This is a genomic window from Acinetobacter sp. AR_0276, from assembly GCF_003000705.1.
In the GTDB taxonomy this organism is placed as follows: Bacteria; Pseudomonadota; Gammaproteobacteria; order Pseudomonadales; family Moraxellaceae; genus Acinetobacter; species Acinetobacter nosocomialis.
In genome coordinates, this window is sequence record NZ_PSQO01000004.1 from 2,257,037 (window position 1) to 2,278,502 (window position 21,466).

A 21,466-nucleotide genomic window follows, 5' to 3' on the forward strand; every position below is an offset into this window, starting at 1 on the left:
AAACTGTTACATTAGTGTCATAAGATGAACTGAAAGGCATTTGCGCATGTCGTTTGAACAAAAACCGAAAGTTACTGTCATTTTAGCGAATTTAGGCACACCGGATGAGGCAACTGTCCCAGCGGTGCGCCGTTTTTTAAAGCAGTTTTTATCTGATTCACGTGTGATTGAAATACCAAAATTCATCTGGTGGATTATCTTAAATCTGTTTGTTTTGCCTTTTCGCCCAAAAAGAGTAGCGCATGCTTATGCTTCGGTATGGTCTACCGATTCGCCCATGCGTGAAATTGTATTTGAGCAAACTCAACGTGTGCAGGCTTATTTGGAGCGTGAAAATAAACAGTTTGACTTAACTGTGTTGCCCGCCATGACTTATGGTAATCCGGGTATTGATGCAGTTTTAGAAAAGTTGGCAGCTCATCCACAAGAGCATGTCATTTTATTGCCTTTATTTCCTCAGTATTCTGCCACATCGACAGCACCGTTATACGACGCATTTGCTAAGTGGATTCCTACTCAGCGAAATTTGCCGGGTTTGACTATTATTAAAGACTACTACCAGCATCCAATGTTTATTCAAGCACTGGCAGAAAGTGTTTTAGCTTATCAAGCACAGCATGGTAAGCCTGAAAAACTATTGATGTCTTTTCATGGTATTCCGCAGCCTTATGCAGATAAAGGAGATCCTTATGCAGATCGTTGTCGTATTACTGCAAAGTTAGTCGCTGAAGCTTTGCATTTAAAAGATGATGAATGGGCTATTAGTTTCCAATCACGGTTTGGAAAACAAGAATGGGTGAAACCTTATACTGACCAGCTTTTACAAGATTGGGCGAAGCAAGGCGTTAAGTCTGTTCAGGTTTTAAGTCCCGCTTTCTCTGCTGACTGTTTAGAAACACTTGAAGAGCTCGCTATACAAAACGCTGAGTTGTTTCAAGAGGCAGGTGGCGGAAGCTACGCTTACATTCCTGCTTTAAATAGTGATCAGGCTCATATTGATTTGCTTGCAGGTTTAGTTCAGGCTAATCTTGATGCCCTTACCCATACCTTAGCCCACCGTTAATTGCGTTTTAGCCAGAGGTTCTTATGCTGCAAGTCAAAATTGTTCCAGTTACTGCTTTTGCTCAAAATTGTTCTTTAGTTTGGGACAGTGAAACAAAAGAAGCAGTTTTGATTGATGCAGGCGGTGACGCTGCTGTTTTGAAGAAAGAAGTAGAAGCTTTAGGTTTAAAAGTAAAGGCACTATGGCTCACTCATGGGCATTTAGATCACGCAGGGGCGGTGGGTGAGCTCGCACAAGAATGGAGTGTTCCTGTTGTTGGTCCGCATAAAGAAGATCAGTTCTGGCTAGATATGATTCAGGAAGTTTCAGCACGTTATGGTTTTCCAATTCCACAGCCAGTAAAAGTTGATCAATGGCTTGAAGGCGGTGAAGTGCTAAAACTCGGTGAAGATGAGTTTGAAGTGCGTTTTGCACCAGGACATACACCAGGTCACGTCATGTTCTATAATAAGAATCATGGTTTACTCTGGACTGGCGATGTCCTGTTTAAAGGCTCAATAGGAAGAACAGACTTTCCACGTGGTAACCATGAGCAACTCATTGAGTCGATTCAACGTGAATGCTTTAGCTTGCCAGATCAAACCCAGTTTATTTCGGGTCATGGTCCAATGAGTACCATTGGCTATGAAAAACAATTTAACCCTTTTGTCGCGGGTAAAGCGGGTTAATCCTCATAATCATCTTCATGCTGACTACCCTTGTCTTGCTGAGGAGCATCTTGGGTAGGCAGTCTATATTCATCGTTTGCCCAAGCGCCTAAATCAATGAGTTTACAACGTTCAGAACAAAACGGACGAAATTCATTGCCTTCCCAAACACTTGGTTCACCACAACGTGGGCAGGGGAATGTACGTGGCATAAAGCGATATCCTCAAAGTGAAGAGAAATAGATTAGGCAAAAGTCAGGTGACTTGTTAGACTTGTGCCGATTTTTATTTAGTTTGATGTGATTATGCAGATTCGTCAATTTCAAGCACAACGTATGCAAGCGCCTCGTGATTTTACCCCAATTGAAAATACTCCAATTTGTGTAGAAATTGGGGCAGGTAAAGGTAAACATGCTCTGCTATTTAGTGGGCAAAATCCTCAGCACACGTTATATGCAATTGAACGAACTAGAGAAAAATTCTTAGCCATGCAAAAGCAGCATGGTTTGGAACCAAGAGACAACTTGGTACCTGTACATGCAGATGCTTTGCCGTGGGTGGTACATGCATTACACCCTGCTCAAGTTGAACATTTTTTTATTCTATATCCCAACCCAGAACCTCATAATCCAGCACAACGCTGGTTGAACATGCCATTTTTTGAGTTTTTATTATCACGCCTGAAAACAGGTGGAACCATTACTTTAGCAAGTAATATTCCTGAATATATTGAAGAAGCTGAACAACAGTTATTAAACGTGTGGAAGCTGCCTTACCAAAAAGAAAAAATTGCGCAAACCTCTGCACGCACTCATTTTGAAATTAAATATTTAGAGCGTGGCGAGCCTTGTCAACAGCTCATTATGACCAAGCCGGAAGGTTATCAAACTCGATTTGATGAGTTTACGCCAATGCAAGGGCAAACACATGGCGAATAAGCGGATTGCCATTATTGGTGCGGGTCCGGCTGGTTTAATGGCAGCTGAGGTACTGAGTCAGTATGCTTATGAAATTGATGTGTTTGAGCAAAAACCTTCGGCTGCGCGTAAGTTTTTGATGGCAGGCAAAACGGGCTTAAATATTTCGCATGCTGAACCATTAGCCCAGTTCATTGAACGTTATGACCATGCAGAATGGCTCAAACCGTGGGTTAAAAAATGGGATGCAGTCTGGATTCAGAACTGGATGAAAAGTCTGGGAATAGACTCGTATGTAGGTAGTTCCGGTCGTATTTTCCCTGTTGAAATGAAAGCGGCTCCTTTACTTCGTGCTTGGTTAAAACGTTTAGCAGAACAGCAAGTTAAATTCTTTTATCGTCATCGTTGTATTAATTTGCAAGGTACAACAGTGACTTTAGAAAACCAAAATAATCAAAGCACTGAAACTTTTACCCAACAATACGATGCAGTCGTATTAGCATGTGGGGCGGTGTCTTGGTCTCAATTGGGTAGTGATGGTGCTTGGCAAAAATGGATGGATCAATCCAGTATCGAGCCTTTTCAAGCGAGTAACGTAGGGGTATTGCACACTTGGTCAGCTTTTATGGAAAGTTGTTTTGGGGAACCTTTAAAGCGTATCAATGCGTGGGTTGAAGCTAACCAATTTACTCATGGTGATATTGTGATTACTCACTACGGTTTAGAAAGTGGTGTCATTTATAAACTTGGACGAGCTTTAAGAGAACAACAAAAACAAGGAAAAGGCTTAAATCTATTTTTAGACTTATTGCCTGATGTAGAGCTTACACGGTTAGTTAAAAAGTTACAGGCTAGCAAAAAACAATCGCTTACTAATATCTGGCGTAAAGCAGGCTTAGACACGGCCAAAATTAACTTAATTAGAGAAGTGGTTGATAAATCGCTATGGAGCCAACCAGAGGTTATGGCTCAGCAAATTAAAGCACTTCAAATTAGGTTAGATGGTTTTAGACCGATTGAAGAAGCAATTAGTTGTGCTGGTGGTGTCAAGCAAGATGTATTAACTGAAAGTCTAGAGCTTAAGCAAACTTCAGGTGTTTTTTGCTGTGGCGAAATGCTGGATTGGGATGCTCCTACAGGCGGATATTTGCTTACAGCATGTTTTGCTACTGGCCGAGCAGCTGGTGAAGGTGTGCATTCATTCTTAGAAAAATAACAGCGAATTTGGTGCTATGTTTGATATGTGAAAAGTGTTATTTTTGAGCGATCAATAATAATAGGATTTATGAGAACATGTCTCAGACATCACCAGTTTATCAAGGAAGTTGTTTATGTCAGGGTATCCGCTATGAAATTAAAGGCGGTATCGGAGATATTATTCAGTGCCACTGCCAACGCTGTCGGAAAGCCAATGGAACAGCATTTGCCACGAATGCTCCTGTCAACAGTGCAGATTTTAAAATTACACAAGGTGAAGACCTCGTCAAAAAAATTGCTGTGAACGGTGTGTACCGTTGGTTTTGTAGTGAATGTGGTTCACCGCTTATTAGCTCGCGTGATGCCCAACCTGAACTGTATCGTTTAAGAATTGGGACACTAGATACAACATTAGACCAAAAGCCGACAATGCATATTTTTGCGGCTTCAAAAGCAGAGTGGGAAAGCATTTGTGACGATTTACCGCAATACGATGAACGTCCATGATTTAAAAAGTATGTTTTAATCAACTTTTAGATGATTTAATATACTTAAAACAGGGAGATGGCATTCCTCCCTTGAAAAACCGCCGTATTGGCTAATGATGCCTACGTTACCCTCATATATTTATATCGCTGGGTACGTAGGTTATGGCGTACTCTGCTTATTTTTGGAGTACGCCATGTCATATTTTCCTTCATTATTTTTTGCTCTTTTAGCATCTCACTAAAGGGGTGGTTCTATGTATTATCCTTTACTTTCAATTGCTTTAGGCTCAGTTCTAGGGGCGTGGTTGCGTTGGTTTTTAGGTTTAAAACTCAACCCGATTTATCCGCAAATTCCGTTGGGTACTGTTACTGTTAATTTGGTCGGTGGCTTTATTATTGGTTTTGCGTTGGCTTATTTTGCTCATAGTGATTTGAGCCCGAATTATAAGCTTTTTGTGATTACCGGTTTTTGTGGTGCTTTAACCACCTTTTCAACGTTCTCGATTGAGATTGTGACTTTATTGCAAAGTGGTAAGTGGGGAATGGCGATGTTGGCGATTTCTATTCATTTAATTGGGTCGTTAATTTTTACGTGTTTGGGGATGGCGACTTATTATTGGGTAGCAGGCAACTGATATTCCGATGTTTAAGGAGCGATATATACTGCACGGCCTCTGTTTTACGATATTCTCCAAGACCATTTGTATAGGCATACCTTACTTTTGAGAGATCAAAAGTAAGCAAAAATCTTTTGTTTCGCTGATGCTACATCCATGTAGCACAGCAAAACAGCGGCATCCATGCCGCTTGTCACGATAGTAAATGATGAATTAAAAACATCTGATTTATTTTGGGATTTGATACGCGTTAAAGTCATCAACAGCCTGACTGAAATCAGCTATATATTGTTTTTGCAAAATATTGGATGAGTGCAAACGGGAAACAGGTTCTGTTGATGACAAATGCCTTTGGTTACTTTGGGCAAAACCAAAGTAACAGAATTAGCTACTTTCATTTGAGAATAAACGGTAAGACTCCGTCATGTATTCACAAATACTTAATTACTTTTCAGTTAAAGCCTGACCTTCAAACTTCACACCATCCCAACCATTTTGCATAAACTGACGAATATTTTGATGGTCAGTTCCCTCTGGGGTAGCCAACACAGATGCATAGTGCTCTGCAAATAAACTTAAAGTTTGTGCTTGATCTAAACCTTGTAACTTGGCAAAAGAGAAAACTTTCGCACTGCCTTGATTTTCAGTTGCAGCGTTATGCTGTGCGCCATTTTGAAAAGCTGTTGGAGTATGTTGGTAACGTGCTTCAATATGAGCTAAAACATCTGAAAATTTTGCTGTGCCTGCTTGTAATTGGGCAAGTAACTCTTGTGCCATAATCTTAAACTTCCTATCAAATGGGGCTTAAGCATAGCATTGAATACACGTTTTGAAAGCTTGAGAGCTATAAAAAATGATGGGTTGTTGAAAATAATAAGAAGCGTTTTTAGCCAAATTGTGGATAAGTTTTGGTTTATACACACCTTAGAAAATCATTGAAAAAATGTACATAAAAAAAGAAGCCTAAGTGGAGGAGATGAGTCTTAGGCTTCCAATGATTTTAGTGTATTGGTCAAAACTTAACGTAAGATTAACTCTTACGATTGAAGCGAGCAAAGCGTTTGTTAAAGCTTGCAACACGACCTTCATTACTTGCTTGACGTACTTCACCTGTATAGAACGGATGTGAAGCACTTGAAATATCAAGAGTCACATAAGGATAGACTTGTCCTTGATATTCCTTAGTTTGTTTAGTTTGAATGGTACTACCAATTAAAAAGTACACGTCTGCATTGGTGTCATGAAATAACACTTGTTGATAAGCAGGATGAATATCTTTACGCATGAGAGATTGTCCTAAATTATTTTTGATTAAAGAAATGTTATAACATAACAATAAATAAGTCAATGTAACCTCCGAAAGGTTACATTGATCAGTTCATTGAATTAGTTAGAAGGCGGAACAAGTTCTTCAAATAAATCATTCAGGTTGTCATGTACTTTTAAATGAATGAGGTTCCAGTAGTGTCCTGAAATGGTTCTATTAACCATTAATGTATCTGGTGAAGGTTTAAAGACATCCCAATATTTTAAAGACTTTTTCACGAGTAACATGCCATCATGATGGGATGAATTCTCTGCAAAATCATAGGTTTTGGTAAGCGGACGCAATAACACTTCAATCCAGAGTTTATAAAGATCGCTCGGGAATTTACCTTTTTCGGTCAAAGAGTGCAGAGCAAGTAATTCGGTTTCAATAAGATCAATATCTTCATGACGAGCTGCATTCACCAGTCGTTTGAAACTATAAACAATTTCATTGGAAAGTGTTTTAACACTGCCATAGTCATAAATAATGACACTGCCATCTTGGCGGAAGGCAAAGTTACCCGGATGAGGGTCACAGTGAAAACGTTTTAAAAAGAACATTTCCTGACCTAAAGCGCGGATTAGACGACGGCCAATTGTGTTTCGAATTTCGATAGGCCAAGAACTAGCAGTTTCAATACTGTCACCTTGTTCAAGGCTTAAGGTCAAAATTCGTCTTGAAGAGTAATCTTTATAAACAGTCGGGATAATAATTTTGTCGTCTAATTTACTATGAAAAGTTTTAAAGACTTCAAGATTTTGAGCTTCGATTTCATAGTTAAGCTCTGCTGATAGACTATCTTGAATCTCTGCAAAAAGCTGATCTTGCAGCTTTTTATCAATCTTAAGTACACCCATTAAGCGTAGTGCTAAACGTACTTGTTTTAAGTCACTTTCACAGGCTTCATCAACACCGGGATATTGAACCTTAACCACAACTTGTTCACCATTTGGCAAAACTGCTTTGTGAACTTGTCCAATCGAGGCAGCAGCAAAAGGCTGTTCATCAAAAGATTTAAAGGCAGCGTTGAGCGGTTTTCCAAGCTCACGTTCAACTTGTTGTTGAATTGCTGCAAAAGGCATGGCTGGAGCTTGGCGTTGTAGTTTTGATATTGCTTTAGCAACTTCTGGTGGGAAGATATCTTTATACTGCGATGCAATTTGCCCAACTTTCATGACAGCACCTTTCATTTCGCCTAAGGTGTCTGCAATCTGTAGACCGATATCTTGAAACAATTTAGTTTTTGCAGCCAGTTTCTGTTCTTCATCCGCAGTCAGGTTTCGAATCGAGTTAGAAACGGTTTTTGTTGCAATGCTCGCGGTCATTCCTGCAAGTTTCATAAATCGTTTGCCAGGTGAACTTGCATTCTTTGCCATATCTTCGATACCTCGTTGACTACAACATAATATTGTCTAGTTTTGATCATAGGTGACAAAACTTAAAAAGCCTATATGAAATTGTTTATCGCATGTAAGAAAATTTTCGAAAAACAAAACGTTATTTTTAAAGTAAAAAATGTGAAAAGCTTTTCAAAATTCATTTCATAAACAAAGCTTTAATATCTATAAAGACGCTGTTTTTTTAGTGCTAAGGTGAAGGACATGTTAAATAAGAAATAGAGACAATAAAAGTTATGACTAGTCTAAATTCGTCCTATGGGCGCTCTCAAGCGGTTCCTTTATCTGTATTCGAGCAGTCGAAAGATGCACATATTATTCGTTCTGATGAAGAAGCAATTGAGATTGCCAAACAACTTGCTCAAGAGTTTGCCCAAGAAGCATCAGATCGTGATAGAGAACGCCGTTTACCCTTAAATGAAATTCAGCAGTTCTCACAAAGCGGCCTGTGGGCCATTACAGTACCTAAGCAATTTGGTGGCGCACAAGTCAAGTATCGAACTTTAGCAGAAGTGATCAAAACAATTGCAAGTGTCGATCCTTCTCTTGCTCAGTTGCCTCAAAATCATCTGGCTTTTATTGAACATTTAAGACTAGATGCGAAACCTGAACAGCAACAGTTCTTCTTTAATTTGGTGCTAAGAGGAATTCGTTTTGGCAATGCATTTTCGGAAAAACACAGTAAGACAGTCGCGGAGCTCACGACTAAACTTGAAAAGACCGAACATGGCTATGAAATTAATGGCAAAAAATTCTTTGCAACGGGTGCTTTGCTTGCCCACTGGATTCCAATTGTTGCTGTAAATGAACAGGGGCAACCTTATGCTGCACTGGTGCCACGTGAAACATCAGGGGTCAATATTATTAATGACTGGTCTGGTTTTGGACAACGTACTACAGCTAGCGGCACGGTAGAGCTGAATCAGGTGCCAGTACGTGAAGAATATTTAGTTCCGATTTACCAAGCATTTGAGCGCCCAACACCAGCAGGTGCTATTTCTCAGTTTATTCAGGCTGCGGTCGATGCAGGTATTGCGCGTGGTGCAATTGAAGAAACGATTCAATATGTCAAAAATCATAGCCGTGCATGGATTGATTCAGGTCTGGAAAAAGCCAGTGATGACCCTTACACCATTGCAAATATTGGTGATCTAAAAATCAAACTACGTGCAGCAGAAGCGGTCCTTGACTTGGCCGCAGATGCAATTGATCAGGCGATTGCTGACACCACCGAAGAACATGTCAACCAAGCGACACTATTGGTTGCCGAGGCAAAAGTACTTACCACAGAAATTGCTATTTTGGCTGCCAATAAACTTTTTGAGTTATCGGGTACGCGTTCTACTTTATCTGAACTCAACCTTGACCGTCACTGGCGCAATGCCCGTACCCATACCTTGCATGACCCTGTGCGTTGGAAATATCACATTGTCGGTAACTACTACCTCAATGGAGTTCAACCACCTCGTCATGCATGGAGTTAAATTGAAGAAAAAACAAAATTAGGAGAATAACGATGACAACAGCTCAAATTGAATTAGAAGAACTATCGGTAGGCGCGGATTATGAAAAGGTTGCAAACAGATTTCGTCCTATTTTTGAGAAAATTGCGCAAGGTGCAATTCAACGGGAAAAAGAGCGAATCTTACCTTTTGAACCGATTCAGTGGTTAAAAGAAGCTAAGTTGGGTGCTGTACGAGTACCCCGTAAATATGGTGGAGATGGGGTTTCATTACCTCAACTGTTCCAGCTTTTAGCAGAGTTAGCGGAAGCTGATTCCAATATTGTACAAGCTTTACGTGGTCATTTTGCTTTTGTTGAAGACCGTTTGGTTGCTCATAAAGAGCACTCACAAGAGGTCTGGTTTCAGCGTTTTATACAAGGTGATTTAGTCGGGAACGCGTGGACAGAAGTTGGAAACGTCCAGATTGGTGATGTCGTTACACGTGTCACCAAAGACGCTTCGGGTAACTTGGTGGTAAATGGTGAAAAGTACTATTCAACAGGAAGTATTTTTGCAGACTGGATTGATTTATTTGCTTACGATGAAGTAAATGACCGTCATGTGATTGCTGCTATTTACCGTCATGAAACAGGTGTAAGTGTGCTTGATGATTGGGATGGCTTTGGTCAAAAGACAACCGGCAGTGGTACTTTAAAAGTACATCAAGTTCATTTACCAGCTTCAAACCTCATTCCATTTGACCAACGTTTTAAGTATCAAACCGCTTTTTATCAGGTGGTGCATCTTGCAACATTAACAGGTATTGCGCGCGCTGCAGTCGAGACGTTTAGTCAGGAAATTCGTGAACGCAAACGTATTTTTAGTCATGGTAATGGTGACTTGGTTCGTCACGACCCACAAGTTTTACAAGTGGTCGGTAAGGCCTCAGCTCAAGCTTATGCAAGTGAAGCAATCACCTTGAAAACGGCCGAGGCATTACAAAAGGCTTATGAAAGCCATTTTGCCGAGTCTGAAGTGAAAGAGCATCAGTTTAATGTAGATGCCGAGCTTGAGTCGGCACAAGGGCAGGTCGTAATTTCTAATTTAGTGCTTGATTTAACAAGTCAGTTATTTAATGCATTAGGTGCATCAGCAAGTAGCCAAGCGAAACAACTTGATCGTTTCTGGCGTAATGCGCGTACTGTGTCTTCACATAATCCGCTTATTTATAAAGAAAAAGTGATTGGAGATTGGGAAGTAAACCGTACGGATTTACCTTTTGTCTGGCAAATTGGAGCAAGCCCGCGGGCAAAGTCTGCATAAAATAAAAAAGCCGATATTTCATCGGCTTTTTTATTAGGTTTGACTTAGGCGCTTTGTATTTAGGTAGAGCCGTGAGAGCAGTAAAACACAAGCGATACTTAAACCAATAATTAAACCAAGCCATACGCCAGCTACGCCCCAATGGGTATAACGTGCCAAATAAAGCCCGATTGGGAAAGCGATCACCCAATAAGCCATTAGGGTAATCCACATCGGTGCTTGAGTGTCTTGCATACCTCTTAAACAGCCGGCAGCGCTGACTTGTAGAGCATCCATCAACTGATACCCCATTGCAAACCAGAGTAAATACATGGCAACAGGTACAACGTCTATATCTTGAGTATAAACCGAGACAATTTGTTCACGGCCTAGAGCAATAAAAGACATGGTCAATAGAGCAAAAAATACTGCTGTGCTTAGACCAATCTTTTGTACTTGGTACATGGAAGCCCAGTTCTTTTCACCATAATACGTCCCCACGCGAATGGTTAAGGCAATTGCAAGTGATAGCGGAATCATAAACAACACAGAAGTAACGGAAATAGCCACTTGATGTGCAGCAATAAACACTTCACCTAATGGGCTAAGGACTAATGCACCTGTACTAAAAATACTCACTTCAAAGAACACTGCTAAACCAATTGGCAAGCCAAGCTTTAAAATTCTTTTAACCCAAGTCAGGTTAATTTTGTCAAATCTACTAAAAATAGAAGTATTTCGATAAGCAGAAGCTTTATAGATATAGCCTGCTAAAGTGATCAGCATGAGCCATTGTAAAATGGAGGTTGCAAAGCCACAGCCTGCACTACCTAACGCTGGAATTGGTCCTAAGCCATGCATAAAAATCATGTTAAGCGGGATTAAAACCACTAAGGCCAATAAGCTAATCGCGGTTACAGGACGTGGGTGGCCTAAAGCTTCTGAATAGCCACGTAGCGCTGCGTACATAGTTACAGCAGGCATACCTAAACCAATAGCATGCAAGAATAAACTTGCTTTAGGTCTTAAGCTTTCTGGAACACCGAATACGTGTAAGAAAAAAGGCATAAGCTGCAAAATGAGCATAGCCATTACACCTAAAATGATGGCAACCCATAATGACTGACGAACAATCACAGGAATTTGTTCTGTATTTCTAGCGCCTTTTGCCTCTGCAACTAACGGTGTAGTTGCAATCATGATTCCACTAAACAGAAGCATAATGGGAACCCATAAACCTACACCTACCGCAATAGCGGCTAAGTCTGCGGCAGATAAATGCCCAGCCATAATGGTATCAATTAACCCGAACCCTGCTTGAGCAAACTGCGTAATTAAAATAGGTAACATTAAATGGAAGAGTTGTTTTAATTCAGCCCGAAACGACGTGACATTCGACACAAAAGGTACTCTTTATAAATATAAAAATGAAACTAGCGCTGCAAGGTGAGTAACACACCAACAAAGATGACCACTCCACCAAGAAACCGTTGCCATGTAACAGGTGTCTTTTCGGTGCCTAACCAGCCAAAATGATCAAGTAACATAGAAATGACCAATTGTCCAAAAACGACTAACCCTGTAAAGGTTAAAAAACCAAGCTTAGGTGCAGTATAAATGCTCATGCTAATTGCATAAACCCCAAGAAATCCTCCGGTCCAAAGAAGCCAAGGAATATTAGATATTTCACTTAAAGAGGGTTTTTCAGCACTTTGGAAGAACACCATAATGGCCAAGACAATAGTGCCTATGAAAAATGATAACAATGCCGCTTGTAATGGTGAGTGTAATTGCTCACGAAGCTGAGCATTGATTGCAGTCTGAAAAGCCATGGCAACACCGATTCCCATAGCTAAGGGTAAGATCAGGAAAAGTTGACTAGAGAATTTCATCATTTTTATCAATATTTAAGTATGTTTAAAAACAGTCTAAAGCAATTAAGGTATGTTTTCATAAGCCCATTGATGCAGTCATGTTAAAATAGAAATATTGTGTAAATTGGACCTTGTTCCTTGGCTGTATTAAACCCTGCTTCTGTTCCGTTATCTTTATATATCCACATGCCTTGGTGCGTGCGTAAATGTCCATATTGTGACTTTAACTCGCATGCGGTGCCTGATGGTGCGCTTTCGGCAGAACTCGAGCAAATCTATTTAAAAGCCTTAGTGGCCGACTTTGAAACTCAAGTCGAGATGGCACAAGGGCGTTCAATTCATAGTGTATTTATTGGTGGGGGAACGCCTTCACTTATTTCTGCTAAAGGTTATGCATGGCTATTTGAACAGCTTAAGTCATTACTTAAATTTGAAGATAACTGTGAAATTACTTTAGAAGCTAATCCGGGAACATTAGAACATGACCCGTTCGCAGGCTATTTAGAGGCGGGTATTAACCGGTTGTCGATTGGTGTACAGACTTTTAATACAGATCACTTGCAAAAGCTTGGACGTATTCATTCAGCAAACAATGCTATGGATGCAATAGAGCAAGCAAGACAAGCAGGCTTTAAGCGAGTTAATGTCGATTTAATGCATGGGCTGCCTGAGCAAACACTAGAGCAAGCACTTTATGATTTAAAGATGGCTGTAGAGCATGGTGCTACACATATCAGTTGGTATCAACTTACTATTGAGCCAAATACCGTGTTTTTCCGAACGCAGCCTGTTCTACCTCAAGATGAAGTGTTAGAAGATATTCAAGAGCAAGGCGAAGCATATCTAAAAGCAAATGGCTTTATAAATTATGAAGTCTCAGCTTGGCGTAAAGAGGAGCCTTCTGCTCATAATTTAAATTATTGGGAGTTTGGTGATTATCTTGCAATTGGTGCAGGTGCACATGGCAAAGTAACACAGCCAGATGGCGTCTATCGTTTCCAAAAGACTCGTTTGCCGAAAGACTATTTAGCTAAAGTTCCAGCAGAACATTTGCAAATGAAAAAGATTGAAGCAGATGAACTACCTTTTGAGTTTATGATGAATACTTTACGCTTAAATGATGGGGTAAAAGCCGATTTATATAAACAGCGTACAGGCTTAAGTTTAGATGATTTAAATGATGTGCTTACTTCATTACGGGCAAGGAAACTTCTGGTAGAGGACAGCACTCGTTTGGCCTGTACAGAGCAAGGGCATATTTTCTTAAATTCGGTACTCGAAGAGTTTTTATAATTAAATAGTCCTAAAGAAAAAGCCGCACGATGAGATGCGGCTTTTTTAATTTTAGCGGGTAGTATAACCGCCATTTGCGAAAATCGTCTGGCCCGTAATCCACCAACCATCAGTGACTAAAAAGCGAACGAGAGGCTCAATATCTTCAATTTTAGTAAGTCCACCTAAAGCTGAAGCTGATTTATGATAAGCGACTGCTTCAGCAGACTCTTGGCCATAAAAGAAGGGTGTGTCCATTGGACCTGGTGCAACAGCAGTTACAGAAATCTGGCGGTCACCAAATTCTTTCGATGCAGCGCGGGTGTAATGCTCAACAGGTGCTTTTAAACCTTCATAGGTTGAATAGAGTCCAGTATAGGCTGCAAGAAGAGAAGTCACGATTGAACAGATTTTTCCGCCGTTATTTAAATGTCGACCTGCCGATTGAATAAAGAAATAGGCAATTTTTGAGTTGATATCGCTCATGCTATCAAACTCTTGTTCTGTCGTTTCTAAAAATGACTTCTTCAAGACCTTTCCAACTGTATTAATCGCAATATCTATTCCACCAAAATGCTGCTTAGTGTCTAAGAATAGCTTCTCGATGTTATCGATATCTGTTAGATCTGCCTGAATTAGAATTGCATCTGCACCCAAGGCTTTTACGTCTGCGAGTGTTTGTTCGGCATCTGCTTGAGTTTCTGAACTGTTATAGTGAATTGCGAGTTTTGCTCCTTGTTCTGCAAATTTTCGGCTAATGAGTCCGCCGAGGTTTTTAGCACCGCCAGTAATCAATACAACTTTATCTTTGAGGCTATGAGTTGTCATGATGATTGTTCCTATGATGACTTGTTTTAATGTATTTTTAGTCTAGATTGGCGGTAATTATTGATCAATTGTGCTAGTTTGGTTTAACTATTCAGAAAATACGAACAATTAAATGGATCGTTTACAGCAATTTTTTATTTTTACAGAAGTCGCTAAACGACAAAGCTTTAGTGAGGTTGCACATCGACTTGATTTACCGCGCTCAACAGTAACGAGTGCTATTCAACAGCTTGAGACTCACTATGGCGTACGCTTATTTCATCGAACTACACGTAAAGTCAGTCTTACGCAAGATGGACAGCGAATATTGCCAGAATGCCAAAATCTTTTATTGGACTATGAACAATTAGAACAACTCATTCAGACCCAAAAACAGCATTACCGAGGCACATTAAAAATTTCGATGCCCAGTCGGATTGTGCATCAAGTAATTATTCCTGAACTGTCAGATTTTTATCATCGCTATCCAGATATACATTTGCAGCTTAATAGTTCTGATGACATGACTGACTTAATTGAAAAAGGAATTGATTGTGTTGTTCGGGTAGGTGAGCTAGATAGCAGTAGTTTAATTGCAAGATTTATTGGCCATTTGGTCATGGTGAATTGTGCAAGTAGAGGCTATTTAGAACAGTACGGTATGCCTGAACAATTAGAAGATCTATCTCAGCACAAACTAATTAACTATGCGGGAGCCGTAGGTGAAAAGCAGGGTGAGTTTGTATATCAAGGAGGAAGCGTCATGATGGATAGTGCTTTAAGTGTAAATAATACCGAAGCTTATAGTGCTGCGGCCTGTGCAGGTTTAGGGATTATTCAAGTTCCTTACTATGATGTTCAAGATAAAATTGAGCAGGGAATCTTGGTTGAGGTCCTGAGTGCTTATAGTGCACCGTCACTTCCACTTAATATTTTGTATCCCAACAGGACTTATATTCCGAAACGATTAGAAGTTTTTATGAATTGGGTGGGAGAGGTTTTAAATCGAAAATGTATCGTCATCTTTTAGTCATAAAAAGAAAATAAGATAACAATAAAAAAAGCCTCTCAAATTGTGAGAGGCTTTTTAGAATTTGGTGGGTCGTCCGCGACTCGAACGCGGGACCAACGGATTAAAAGTCCGCTGCTCTACCAACTGAGCTAACGACCCAAATAGGTTCAAAACAGATAAGTGGTGGGTCGTCCGCGACTCGAACGCGGGACCAACGGATTAAAAGTCCGCTGCTCTACCAACTGAGCTAACGACCCGTATCGTTTTGATGTCGCGTATTTTAGCAAGTTATTCAACTAACACAAGAGGAAATTTAAAAACATTTGCATGATTGCCTATAAAAAGCACGATTTCCTCTTGTTTAGCTAAAAAATGAACTAAAAACGGTATTTATATGCCTGAATGTTGTCAAAAATTTCAGTTGTGATGTCACAGTAACTGCTTGCACCAGGCAATAAAGCGAGTAAACGTTCAGAAGTTTTGCTCGGATTAAACGCATCTTCTTTCAGTTTATTCTTCTGATATTTAAATGTGCCTGTTGTTTCGACCTTTTTTTGTACACGTAAAAATACCGGTACAGCATAAGCAGGCAAACACTTCTTAAACACAGTGACCATTTCGGTTAAATCTGCATCATTTAACTCTTCACCATCTGCCAGCGTAATTGCTGCCATACCAGCACGGCCGTTGGTATTTGGAATTTCTACACCATACACAACAGCTTCAGCAATTTTTTCGTATTCACACACCATGTTTTCCACTTCAGTGGTCGATACGTTTTCACCTTTCCAGCGGAAAGTGTCGCCTAGACGGTCCACAAACTGAGCATGACGGAAACCGATATCTCGAACTAAATCACCAGTGTTGAAATAAGAGTCGCCTTTTTTGAACACATCTTTCCAGATCACAGACTTGTTCTTTTCAGGGTCGGTGTAGCCATCAAATGGAGAGCGGCTAGTAATTTTGCCAATTAAAAGGCCCACTTCACCTGCTTTAACTTTTTGACACCAGCCGTTTTTATCGCGGATTGGTTCATTTTTTTCTTTATCGAACTGAACAATGGCATATGGTGTAGGAGAGAAGCCAACTGTGTTGTCAAAGTTGAAAATGTTGCTAAATCCAACGTTACCTTCGCTCGATGCATAAAGCTCAAGCACTTCTTTAACACCGAAACGTTGTTTGAACTTGTCCCAGATATTTGGGCGCATGCCGTTACCGATCATTTTGGTAACACGATGGTTACGGTCAAGTTCCGTAACAGGGGCATCCATTAAGTAGCGACAAAGTTCACCGACATAACCAATTGCAGACGCATTAAATTTTTGAACGTCTTTCCAGAATGCGCTAGTCGAATATTTACGACGAATTGCAAGGGTTGCACTTCCAGCAATTACACCACACCAGCAAACCACCACACCTGTTGCATGGTAAAGCGGTAAGGTGACGTACATAACGTCATCTGGTCCCAAGTTTAAGATATGGCCATAAGTACCATACGCTAATGTCCAGCGACTGTGCTTGAAAATAACCGCCTTTGGTAAACCTGTTGTACCAGAGGTATAAATATAAAACAGGCCATCATTACCAGTCACAGAATGGGTAGTGGATGGGTTAAATTTTGGAAATTGATCAATTTGATCAGCTAGATTGATATAACCTTGAGGTGCTGTACCCGAATTTTGACGGGTTGCCTGATCTGCGAACCAGTGGAAACGATCTTTAGGAACATTTAAATCCTGACGAATTTCGTCAATAGCAGCACGAACTTCTTCACCCGCAATAACAGCAATTGGCTTTACCAGATTGATGCTATGAGCAAGAACCTTACCGACTTGTGATGTATTCACAAGCGCAATCGTGACTCCAATCTTGGCTAAACCAATAATTGTTGCGATTAGCTCAGAGCGGTTTTCAATCATTACAGCAATGACGTCACCCTTATGTGCTCCCAAGGAGAGATAGTAATGGGAAATCTGGTTTGCCCATTCATTTAAAGCTTCATAAGAATAACTTTGATCTTCAAATAATAATGCCGCGCCTTTAGGATTTCGCTTAACAGCTTTTTCAAAAGCAATACCCAAACCTGTTGGAGTATGTGATGTTCTTAAATAAGCCTGTCTAAGACCATTTAGGATATGGGGTACTTTGGGAATGAAGCTAGGAAGTCTTGTGGCAACATCACCAAGCGTAATGATATCGGTCTGTGTTGTCTGGCTCATATCAATCCTATTTATTTTTCGATCAATCCAAAAAAGGTTGTGGGGCAAAAAGTCCAATAGTTTTCATGGTTCACCATGCTTTTAAAACTTTTCTTCTAGTGCAATCAACCTAATTGGTTAAAAATAACAAAAAAAACCTAGTCATCGAAATGACTAGGTTTGTTTAAATTAGCTGCAATTGAGCAAATGGCTTACTCAGCTACAGGATTAGCTTTTTTTGGCGGACGGCCACGAGGACGGCGAGGACGACTTGGTTTATCCTTGTCGGCTTTAGCGTCTTCTGTTTCAGCATCAGCTGCCGCTTCAGTCGGAGCCGCTGTTTCTTCAGGAGCTGCTTTCGCTTTGCTTGCTGCTTTTGATGGCGCAGGTTCTTTTGCTACAGGAGCTTCAGCTACTTTTTCTGTAGTTTTTTCTTCTACAGGGGCAGCTTCAGGCTGTGCAACTTCAGTTGACTGATTAAGTTCAAGCGGTTGCTGTTCTGGTTCAGCAGTAGCTTGTGTTTCAGCTGGTGCAGTAGCAACAGTTTCTTCTGCTACAGGAGTAGGAGTTACAACTTCTTCTTGAGCAGAATGTTGTTGTTTCACTTGCTCAAATGCTTGCTCCGCAGCTAATTTTGCTAAACGGCGACGTTCACGCGGGTCATTTGCAACACGTGGAGTCGGTGCTTGCGATGGAGTAAGTGGAAGTACTGGTGCTGGTTCTGCTTCTTCAGCCGGTTTATGGCTTGGAAGTTCTGCATCACGAGTTACAGGCTTTTTCTCTTCTGTTTTAGAAGTTACTTCAACCACTAAAGTACTTGCATACTGTTCTGCAAACTTTTGCAATGCACGATTAAACGTTGGTACTAAACCAAATTGTTCAATCAATACGGTACAGTCTTCGCCATATACATGACGAATTAAGCTACCAATCGTGTGTTGTGCCAAAGTTGGTATTTGCGATGGCGCAATAGATGGCGCAGCAGCTTTGGCTTGTTTAGCCTCACGTTGCTGACGACGACGCATACGTGGGTCATTGCTAGCACGTTGGATTTGTGGCTGAGCAGCTTGTTCAGTTGGCTGAGCTTCATTTTTTGCTTCAGCAACAACTGCTTTCTCTTCTGCAACAGGAGCTGGTGTTGACTCCGGAGCAACTTCAGCAGGAGCAGACTCAACACGCTCAACTTGGCGTTCAGGTGTAAGCGCCACAATCTCGCTTTGACCTTGATCAACATTAATAATTAAAGCAGTGTTCATGACATCATGCTTAGGTGCATCAATCACATCAACTTTAACTTGTTTTTCATCAACAACAACTGGTGCCGGCGTATTTTGATTTTCATTTAATACGCTTGGATCGCGGTGGCGATTTGGACGGTTCGGACGCTGTTGATTATTGCGATCACGACGTGGAACAACATTTTCAGTTTGTTGTACATCATTATTTTGATGTTGCTGATCTTGCTGTTGTTGACGTTTTTGCTGACGTTTTAACTCACGTTGCTCTTGGCGTGACAACTGAACCACTTCTTCATGCACTTGATGTTGCTGTTCATGAGATTGGTGATGCTGCTCACGTTGCTCTTTATGTTTACGCTTTTTGTTGTTCTGACGTTGTTGCTGAGATTTATCGTCTTTTTCAACATGTTCACGAACTTCTTGTTTCACAGGTGACTGTGAAATATAAGCGTTATTTGTTTGAACTGGCGCAACTTCTGCAACAGCAGGTACGGCTACTTGACCGAACTGACCACGGCTAACAGCACCCGTATTTACCATTTGCTCAATCGCAGCAGCAGCGTTTTGTGCTGAACGAGATTGATCAACAGTTTGCGCTTGTTTTTGAACAAATAAGTTTTCTAACCATGCACAAGGACTTGCTGCTTTTTGAGCTGCAGGTTGCTGTACTACAGGTTGAGTTGTATGACTTGTCTTTTTCTGAGCAGAACCATTTTTTGAAGCAGGAGCTGTTACATGAGCATGATCTGCTTCTTCTAAATGCCATTCAGAAGACTCATAACCTAACTCTTTCTCACTAGAGCGAGTTGCTTCAGTACGTTCATAGCTAGATGGAGCAAAACCATCTGGGTTATAAGCAATTTCGTAATGTGGAGTTTCTAAGTGCGGGTGAGGTAATACTGTTACACGTACACCAGAAGTTTGCTCTAAATACACCAAACTATGGCGTTTTTCATTAAGCAAGAAGGCTGCAATTTCAACTGGAACTTCAACCTGAACTTCACCATGACGTTCACGAAGAGCAATCTCTTCAACTTTACGCATGATTGAAAGAGAAAGTGAACGTAAGTCACGAACCATGCCTGTACCATGACAGCGAGGGCATACATAACCTGTTGCTTCTTCAAGCGATGGGCGTAAGCGTTGACGGCTCATTTCCATTAAGCCAAAACGAGACAACTGACCGAACTGAATACGGGCACGATCGCTTTGGGTTGCTTCACGAAGTTTTGCTTCAACCATACGTTGATTGCGTTCTTTAGTCATATCGATGAAGTCGATCACAACTAAACCGCCAATGTCACGAAGACGAAGTTGACGAGCAATTTCTTCTGCTGCTTCAAGGTTTGTATTCAGTGCAGTTTCTTCAACATCATGTCCGCGAGTTGATTTCGCAGAGTTAATGTCGATTGAAACTAAAGCTTCAGTCTGGTCAATCACGATTGAACCGCCAGAAGGAAGTTTTACTTCACGTTCGTAAGCAGTTTGAATTTGGCTTTCAATACCAAAATGAGCGAATAATGGCTCGTTTAAAGTATAAGTTTTTAATTTGTCTAATTGACGTGGCATTACTGCTTTAACAAAGTTATATGCTTCGTTATAAGCTTGTTCGCTATCAATTAAGATTTCAGCAACGTCATCACGTAAGTAATCACGAATCGCACGTGTTACAACGCCAGCTTCCTGATGAACAAGCATCGGAGAAGGGCCTGAGCTTGCTGTACTTTGAATTTGTGCCCAAAGGTCAAGCAAGTGTTGTAAGTCGAGTTGTAATTCTTCTTGAGTACGGCCAATACCAGCGGTACGTACAATAACACTCATACCACGAGGTACATTTAAAGACGCTAAGATTTCTTTTAACTCTTCACGCACTGAACCTGAAATTTGACGGCTAATACCACCACCTTTCGGGTTGTTTGGCATAAGAACCAAATAACGGCCTGCAAGAGAAATAAAAGTAGAAAGGGCTGCACCTTTATTACCACGTTCTTCTTTTTCAACCTGAACTAAAAGCTCTGTGCCTTCAGTAATAAGTTCACGAATGTTTGAAGTTTGACGTGGGTCTGCCTGAAAATAGCTGTTCGCAATTTCACGCATAGATAAGAAGCCTTGACGACCTGCGCCGTATTCAACAAAAACAGCTTCTAATGAAGGTTCTACGCGGGTGACATGGCCTTTATAGATATTGGATTTTTTCTGTTCTCGGGTACGATTCTCTAAATCAAAATCGTAAAGACGATTACCAGTGATAAGTGCAACGCGAACTTCTTCGGCATGAGTTGCATTAATCAACATACGTTTCATGGGTGTGACACCTAATAGTGACTCACACAAACAAACCAAACAAACTTAAAGGTTCTGAACGAACATCGAACATGACGGATCATTTCCCAGATCTCAAAATACTTGTGGTCTGAGTCATCTGTTACCGGCTACATTTAGCCTTAGCTTCGATTCTCGTCTGTGATGTAGGCAATACTGCTTCAACCTTTAAATCGGAATTCCCTTTTGCTTCACTGGCGGGTGAGCGGTGCATTGGTTAATGACTTTCACTGTCATTGGGCGCGAAGTGACTTCTTTATTGGAAGTTTGATACGGAATGCTCATCGTATCGGTGCTTTCGGCAGTTCCAATGCATCAACGCTTTAGCCTGAAGGCAACATTAAGGATCGATTTGTCTGATG

General features: G+C 40.8%; 20 protein-coding genes, 2 tRNA genes and 1 riboswitch. Of the genes, 11 read left to right on the forward strand and 11 right to left on the reverse strand.

All coding sequences use genetic code 11. The features are described 5' to 3' along the window. The first annotated feature begins 46 nt into the window (after window positions 1–46). Both hemH and CSB87_RS11610 read left to right on the forward strand, forming a co-directional pair. A complete protein-coding gene (hemH, locus tag CSB87_RS11605; RefSeq protein WP_004883476.1) occupies window positions 47–1,063 on the forward strand; it encodes a ferrochelatase in 1,017 nt (338 codons plus the stop codon). A gap of 23 nt (window positions 1,064–1,086) precedes the next feature. After that, the gene (locus CSB87_RS11610) at window positions 1,087–1,731 is read left to right on the forward strand and encodes an MBL fold metallo-hydrolase (RefSeq protein ID WP_006580499.1); all 645 of its coding nucleotides are present in this window, start codon (window positions 1,087–1,089) and stop codon (window positions 1,729–1,731) included. Here CSB87_RS11610 and CSB87_RS11615 read toward each other — a convergent pair. Continuing rightward, entirely contained in the window at window positions 1,728–1,922 is a 195-nt protein-coding gene (locus CSB87_RS11615; RefSeq protein ID WP_001138289.1) for a DNA gyrase inhibitor YacG, read from the reverse strand. The two genes, CSB87_RS11610 and CSB87_RS11615, sit on opposite strands and share 4 nt — an antisense overlap. A gap of 87 nt (window positions 1,923–2,009) precedes the next feature. Here CSB87_RS11615 and CSB87_RS11620 point away from each other — a divergent pair, with 87 nt between their 5' ends. The 5 genes from CSB87_RS11620 (at window position 2,010) to CSB87_RS11640 (ending at window position 5,241) form a co-directional block, all read left to right on the forward strand. Then, window positions 2,010–2,648: an SAM-dependent methyltransferase gene (locus tag CSB87_RS11620; RefSeq protein ID WP_079377046.1), complete on the forward strand. Its 639-nt coding sequence runs from the start codon at window positions 2,010–2,012 to the stop codon at window positions 2,646–2,648. Then, window positions 2,638–3,843 carry a TIGR03862 family flavoprotein gene (locus CSB87_RS11625; RefSeq protein WP_006582253.1) on the forward strand — a complete coding sequence of 402 codons (1,206 nt, stop codon included), beginning with the start codon at window positions 2,638–2,640 and terminating at the stop codon, window positions 3,841–3,843. The genes CSB87_RS11620 and CSB87_RS11625 overlap by 11 nt, the downstream gene beginning before the upstream one ends. Before the next feature lie 77 nt (window positions 3,844–3,920). Next, window positions 3,921–4,331, forward strand: a complete 411-nt coding sequence (locus tag CSB87_RS11630; RefSeq protein ID WP_006582252.1) for a GFA family protein — start codon at window positions 3,921–3,923, stop codon at window positions 4,329–4,331. A 44-nt stretch (window positions 4,332–4,375) separates the two neighbouring features. Then, window positions 4,376–4,442, forward strand: a riboswitch (Fluoride riboswitch). Between the two features lie 124 nt (window positions 4,443–4,566). Then, window positions 4,567–4,947, forward strand: coding sequence for a fluoride efflux transporter CrcB (gene crcB / locus CSB87_RS11635; RefSeq protein ID WP_006582251.1), 381 nt, complete (start codon window positions 4,567–4,569; stop codon window positions 4,945–4,947). A 165-nt stretch (window positions 4,948–5,112) separates the two neighbouring features. After that, a complete protein-coding gene (locus tag CSB87_RS11640; RefSeq protein ID WP_002053279.1) occupies window positions 5,113–5,241 on the forward strand; it encodes a hypothetical protein in 129 nt (42 codons plus the stop codon). 132 nt (window positions 5,242–5,373) lie between these two features. Here the strand turns inward: CSB87_RS11640 and CSB87_RS11645 are convergent, their stop codons facing one another. From CSB87_RS11645 to CSB87_RS11655, 3 genes are all read right to left on the reverse strand, one after another. Continuing rightward, window positions 5,374–5,706: a HopJ type III effector protein gene (locus CSB87_RS11645; protein WP_002114866.1), complete on the reverse strand. Its 333-nt coding sequence runs from the start codon at window positions 5,704–5,706 to the stop codon at window positions 5,374–5,376. Window positions 5,707–5,959: 253 nt separating this feature from the next. Continuing rightward, the gene (locus CSB87_RS11650; RefSeq protein WP_001224256.1) at window positions 5,960–6,214 is read right to left on the reverse strand and encodes a type B 50S ribosomal protein L31; all 255 of its coding nucleotides are present in this window, start codon (window positions 6,212–6,214) and stop codon (window positions 5,960–5,962) included. A 101-nt stretch (window positions 6,215–6,315) separates the two neighbouring features. Further along, complete coding sequence (locus tag CSB87_RS11655; RefSeq protein WP_004710757.1) at window positions 6,316–7,614, reverse strand: ABC1 kinase family protein; 1,299 nt, start codon at window positions 7,612–7,614, stop codon at window positions 6,316–6,318. A gap of 257 nt (window positions 7,615–7,871) precedes the next feature. Between CSB87_RS11655 and CSB87_RS11660 the strand changes: the two genes are divergently transcribed. Both CSB87_RS11660 and CSB87_RS11665 read left to right on the forward strand, forming a co-directional pair. Further along, a complete protein-coding gene (locus tag CSB87_RS11660) occupies window positions 7,872–9,119 on the forward strand; it encodes an SfnB family sulfur acquisition oxidoreductase (protein WP_006582249.1) in 1,248 nt (415 codons plus the stop codon). Between the two features lie 32 nt (window positions 9,120–9,151). After that, window positions 9,152–10,402 (forward strand): acyl-CoA dehydrogenase family protein, encoded by a 1,251-nt coding sequence (locus tag CSB87_RS11665; RefSeq protein WP_002053386.1) that lies wholly within the window; start codon window positions 9,152–9,154, stop codon window positions 10,400–10,402. A 33-nt stretch (window positions 10,403–10,435) separates the two neighbouring features. On the opposite strand, the gene abeM is transcribed toward CSB87_RS11665, so the two are convergent. Together abeM and CSB87_RS11675 are read right to left on the reverse strand one after the other, a co-directional pair. Then, window positions 10,436–11,782, reverse strand: a complete 1,347-nt coding sequence (abeM, locus tag CSB87_RS11670; RefSeq protein ID WP_004710751.1) for a multidrug efflux MATE transporter AbeM — start codon at window positions 11,780–11,782, stop codon at window positions 10,436–10,438. Window positions 11,783–11,814: 32 nt separating this feature from the next. After that, entirely contained in the window at window positions 11,815–12,276 is a 462-nt protein-coding gene (locus CSB87_RS11675) for a DMT family transporter (protein ID WP_001984522.1), read from the reverse strand. 117 nt (window positions 12,277–12,393) lie between these two features. Between CSB87_RS11675 and hemW the strand changes: the two genes are divergently transcribed. Beyond that, complete coding sequence (hemW, locus tag CSB87_RS11680; protein WP_006582248.1) at window positions 12,394–13,548, forward strand: radical SAM family heme chaperone HemW; 1,155 nt, start codon at window positions 12,394–12,396, stop codon at window positions 13,546–13,548. A gap of 51 nt (window positions 13,549–13,599) precedes the next feature. Here hemW and CSB87_RS11685 read toward each other — a convergent pair whose 3' ends face one another. After that, entirely contained in the window at window positions 13,600–14,355 is a 756-nt protein-coding gene (locus CSB87_RS11685) for an SDR family oxidoreductase (protein WP_002053353.1), read from the reverse strand. 112 nt (window positions 14,356–14,467) lie between these two features. Here CSB87_RS11685 and CSB87_RS11690 point away from each other — a divergent pair, with 112 nt between their 5' ends. After that, window positions 14,468–15,364: a LysR family transcriptional regulator gene (locus CSB87_RS11690; protein WP_002053490.1), complete on the forward strand. Its 897-nt coding sequence runs from the start codon at window positions 14,468–14,470 to the stop codon at window positions 15,362–15,364. A gap of 65 nt (window positions 15,365–15,429) precedes the next feature. On the opposite strand, the gene CSB87_RS11695 is transcribed toward CSB87_RS11690, so the two are convergent. From CSB87_RS11695 to CSB87_RS11710, 4 genes are all read right to left on the reverse strand, one after another. Further along, a tRNA-Lys gene (locus CSB87_RS11695) sits at window positions 15,430–15,505 on the reverse strand. 22 nt (window positions 15,506–15,527) lie between these two features. Further along, a tRNA-Lys gene (locus CSB87_RS11700) sits at window positions 15,528–15,603 on the reverse strand. A gap of 120 nt (window positions 15,604–15,723) precedes the next feature. Beyond that, the gene (locus CSB87_RS11705) at window positions 15,724–17,565 is read right to left on the reverse strand and encodes a long-chain-acyl-CoA synthetase (protein WP_004710745.1); all 1,842 of its coding nucleotides are present in this window, start codon (window positions 17,563–17,565) and stop codon (window positions 15,724–15,726) included. 191 nt (window positions 17,566–17,756) lie between these two features. Next, on the reverse strand, window positions 17,757–21,086 hold the full coding sequence (locus CSB87_RS11710; RefSeq protein ID WP_006582247.1) for an Rne/Rng family ribonuclease: 3,330 nt from the start codon (window positions 21,084–21,086) through the stop codon (window positions 17,757–17,759). Between the last annotated feature and the right edge of the window lie 380 nt (window positions 21,087–21,466).

What these genes read in the sequence shown, in the direction of transcription:
- CSB87_RS11660 (WP_006582249.1), top strand. Translation starts at nt 7,872, where the DNA reads ATGACTAGTCTAAATTCGTCCTATGGGCGCTCTCAAGCGGTTCCTTTA.
- hemH (WP_004883476.1), top strand. Translation starts at nt 47, where the DNA reads ATGTCGTTTGAACAAAAACCGAAAGTTACTGTCATTTTAGCGAATTTA.
- CSB87_RS11650 (WP_001224256.1), bottom strand. Translation starts at nt 6,214, where the DNA reads ATGCGTAAAGATATTCATCCTGCTTATCAACAAGTGTTATTTCATGAC.
- CSB87_RS11615 (WP_001138289.1), bottom strand. Translation starts at nt 1,922, where the DNA reads ATGCCACGTACATTCCCCTGCCCACGTTGTGGTGAACCAAGTGTTTGG.
- CSB87_RS11630 (WP_006582252.1), top strand. Translation starts at nt 3,921, where the DNA reads ATGTCTCAGACATCACCAGTTTATCAAGGAAGTTGTTTATGTCAGGGT.
- CSB87_RS11610 (WP_006580499.1), top strand. Translation starts at nt 1,087, where the DNA reads ATGCTGCAAGTCAAAATTGTTCCAGTTACTGCTTTTGCTCAAAATTGT.
- CSB87_RS11675 (WP_001984522.1), bottom strand. Translation starts at nt 12,276, where the DNA reads ATGATGAAATTCTCTAGTCAACTTTTCCTGATCTTACCCTTAGCTATG.
- CSB87_RS11665 (WP_002053386.1), top strand. Translation starts at nt 9,152, where the DNA reads ATGACAACAGCTCAAATTGAATTAGAAGAACTATCGGTAGGCGCGGAT.
- CSB87_RS11685 (WP_002053353.1), bottom strand. Translation starts at nt 14,355, where the DNA reads ATGACAACTCATAGCCTCAAAGATAAAGTTGTATTGATTACTGGCGGT.
- crcB (WP_006582251.1), top strand. Translation starts at nt 4,567, where the DNA reads ATGTATTATCCTTTACTTTCAATTGCTTTAGGCTCAGTTCTAGGGGCG.
- CSB87_RS11655 (WP_004710757.1), bottom strand. Translation starts at nt 7,614, where the DNA reads ATGGCAAAGAATGCAAGTTCACCTGGCAAACGATTTATGAAACTTGCA.
- CSB87_RS11640 (WP_002053279.1), top strand. Translation starts at nt 5,113, where the DNA reads ATGCCGCTTGTCACGATAGTAAATGATGAATTAAAAACATCTGATTTA.
- CSB87_RS11705 (WP_004710745.1), bottom strand. Translation starts at nt 17,565, where the DNA reads ATGAGCCAGACAACACAGACCGATATCATTACGCTTGGTGATGTTGCC.
- CSB87_RS11645 (WP_002114866.1), bottom strand. Translation starts at nt 5,706, where the DNA reads ATGGCACAAGAGTTACTTGCCCAATTACAAGCAGGCACAGCAAAATTT.
- CSB87_RS11690 (WP_002053490.1), top strand. Translation starts at nt 14,468, where the DNA reads ATGGATCGTTTACAGCAATTTTTTATTTTTACAGAAGTCGCTAAACGA.
- CSB87_RS11710 (WP_006582247.1), bottom strand. Translation starts at nt 21,086, where the DNA reads ATGAAACGTATGTTGATTAATGCAACTCATGCCGAAGAAGTTCGCGTT.
- CSB87_RS11625 (WP_006582253.1), top strand. Translation starts at nt 2,638, where the DNA reads ATGGCGAATAAGCGGATTGCCATTATTGGTGCGGGTCCGGCTGGTTTA.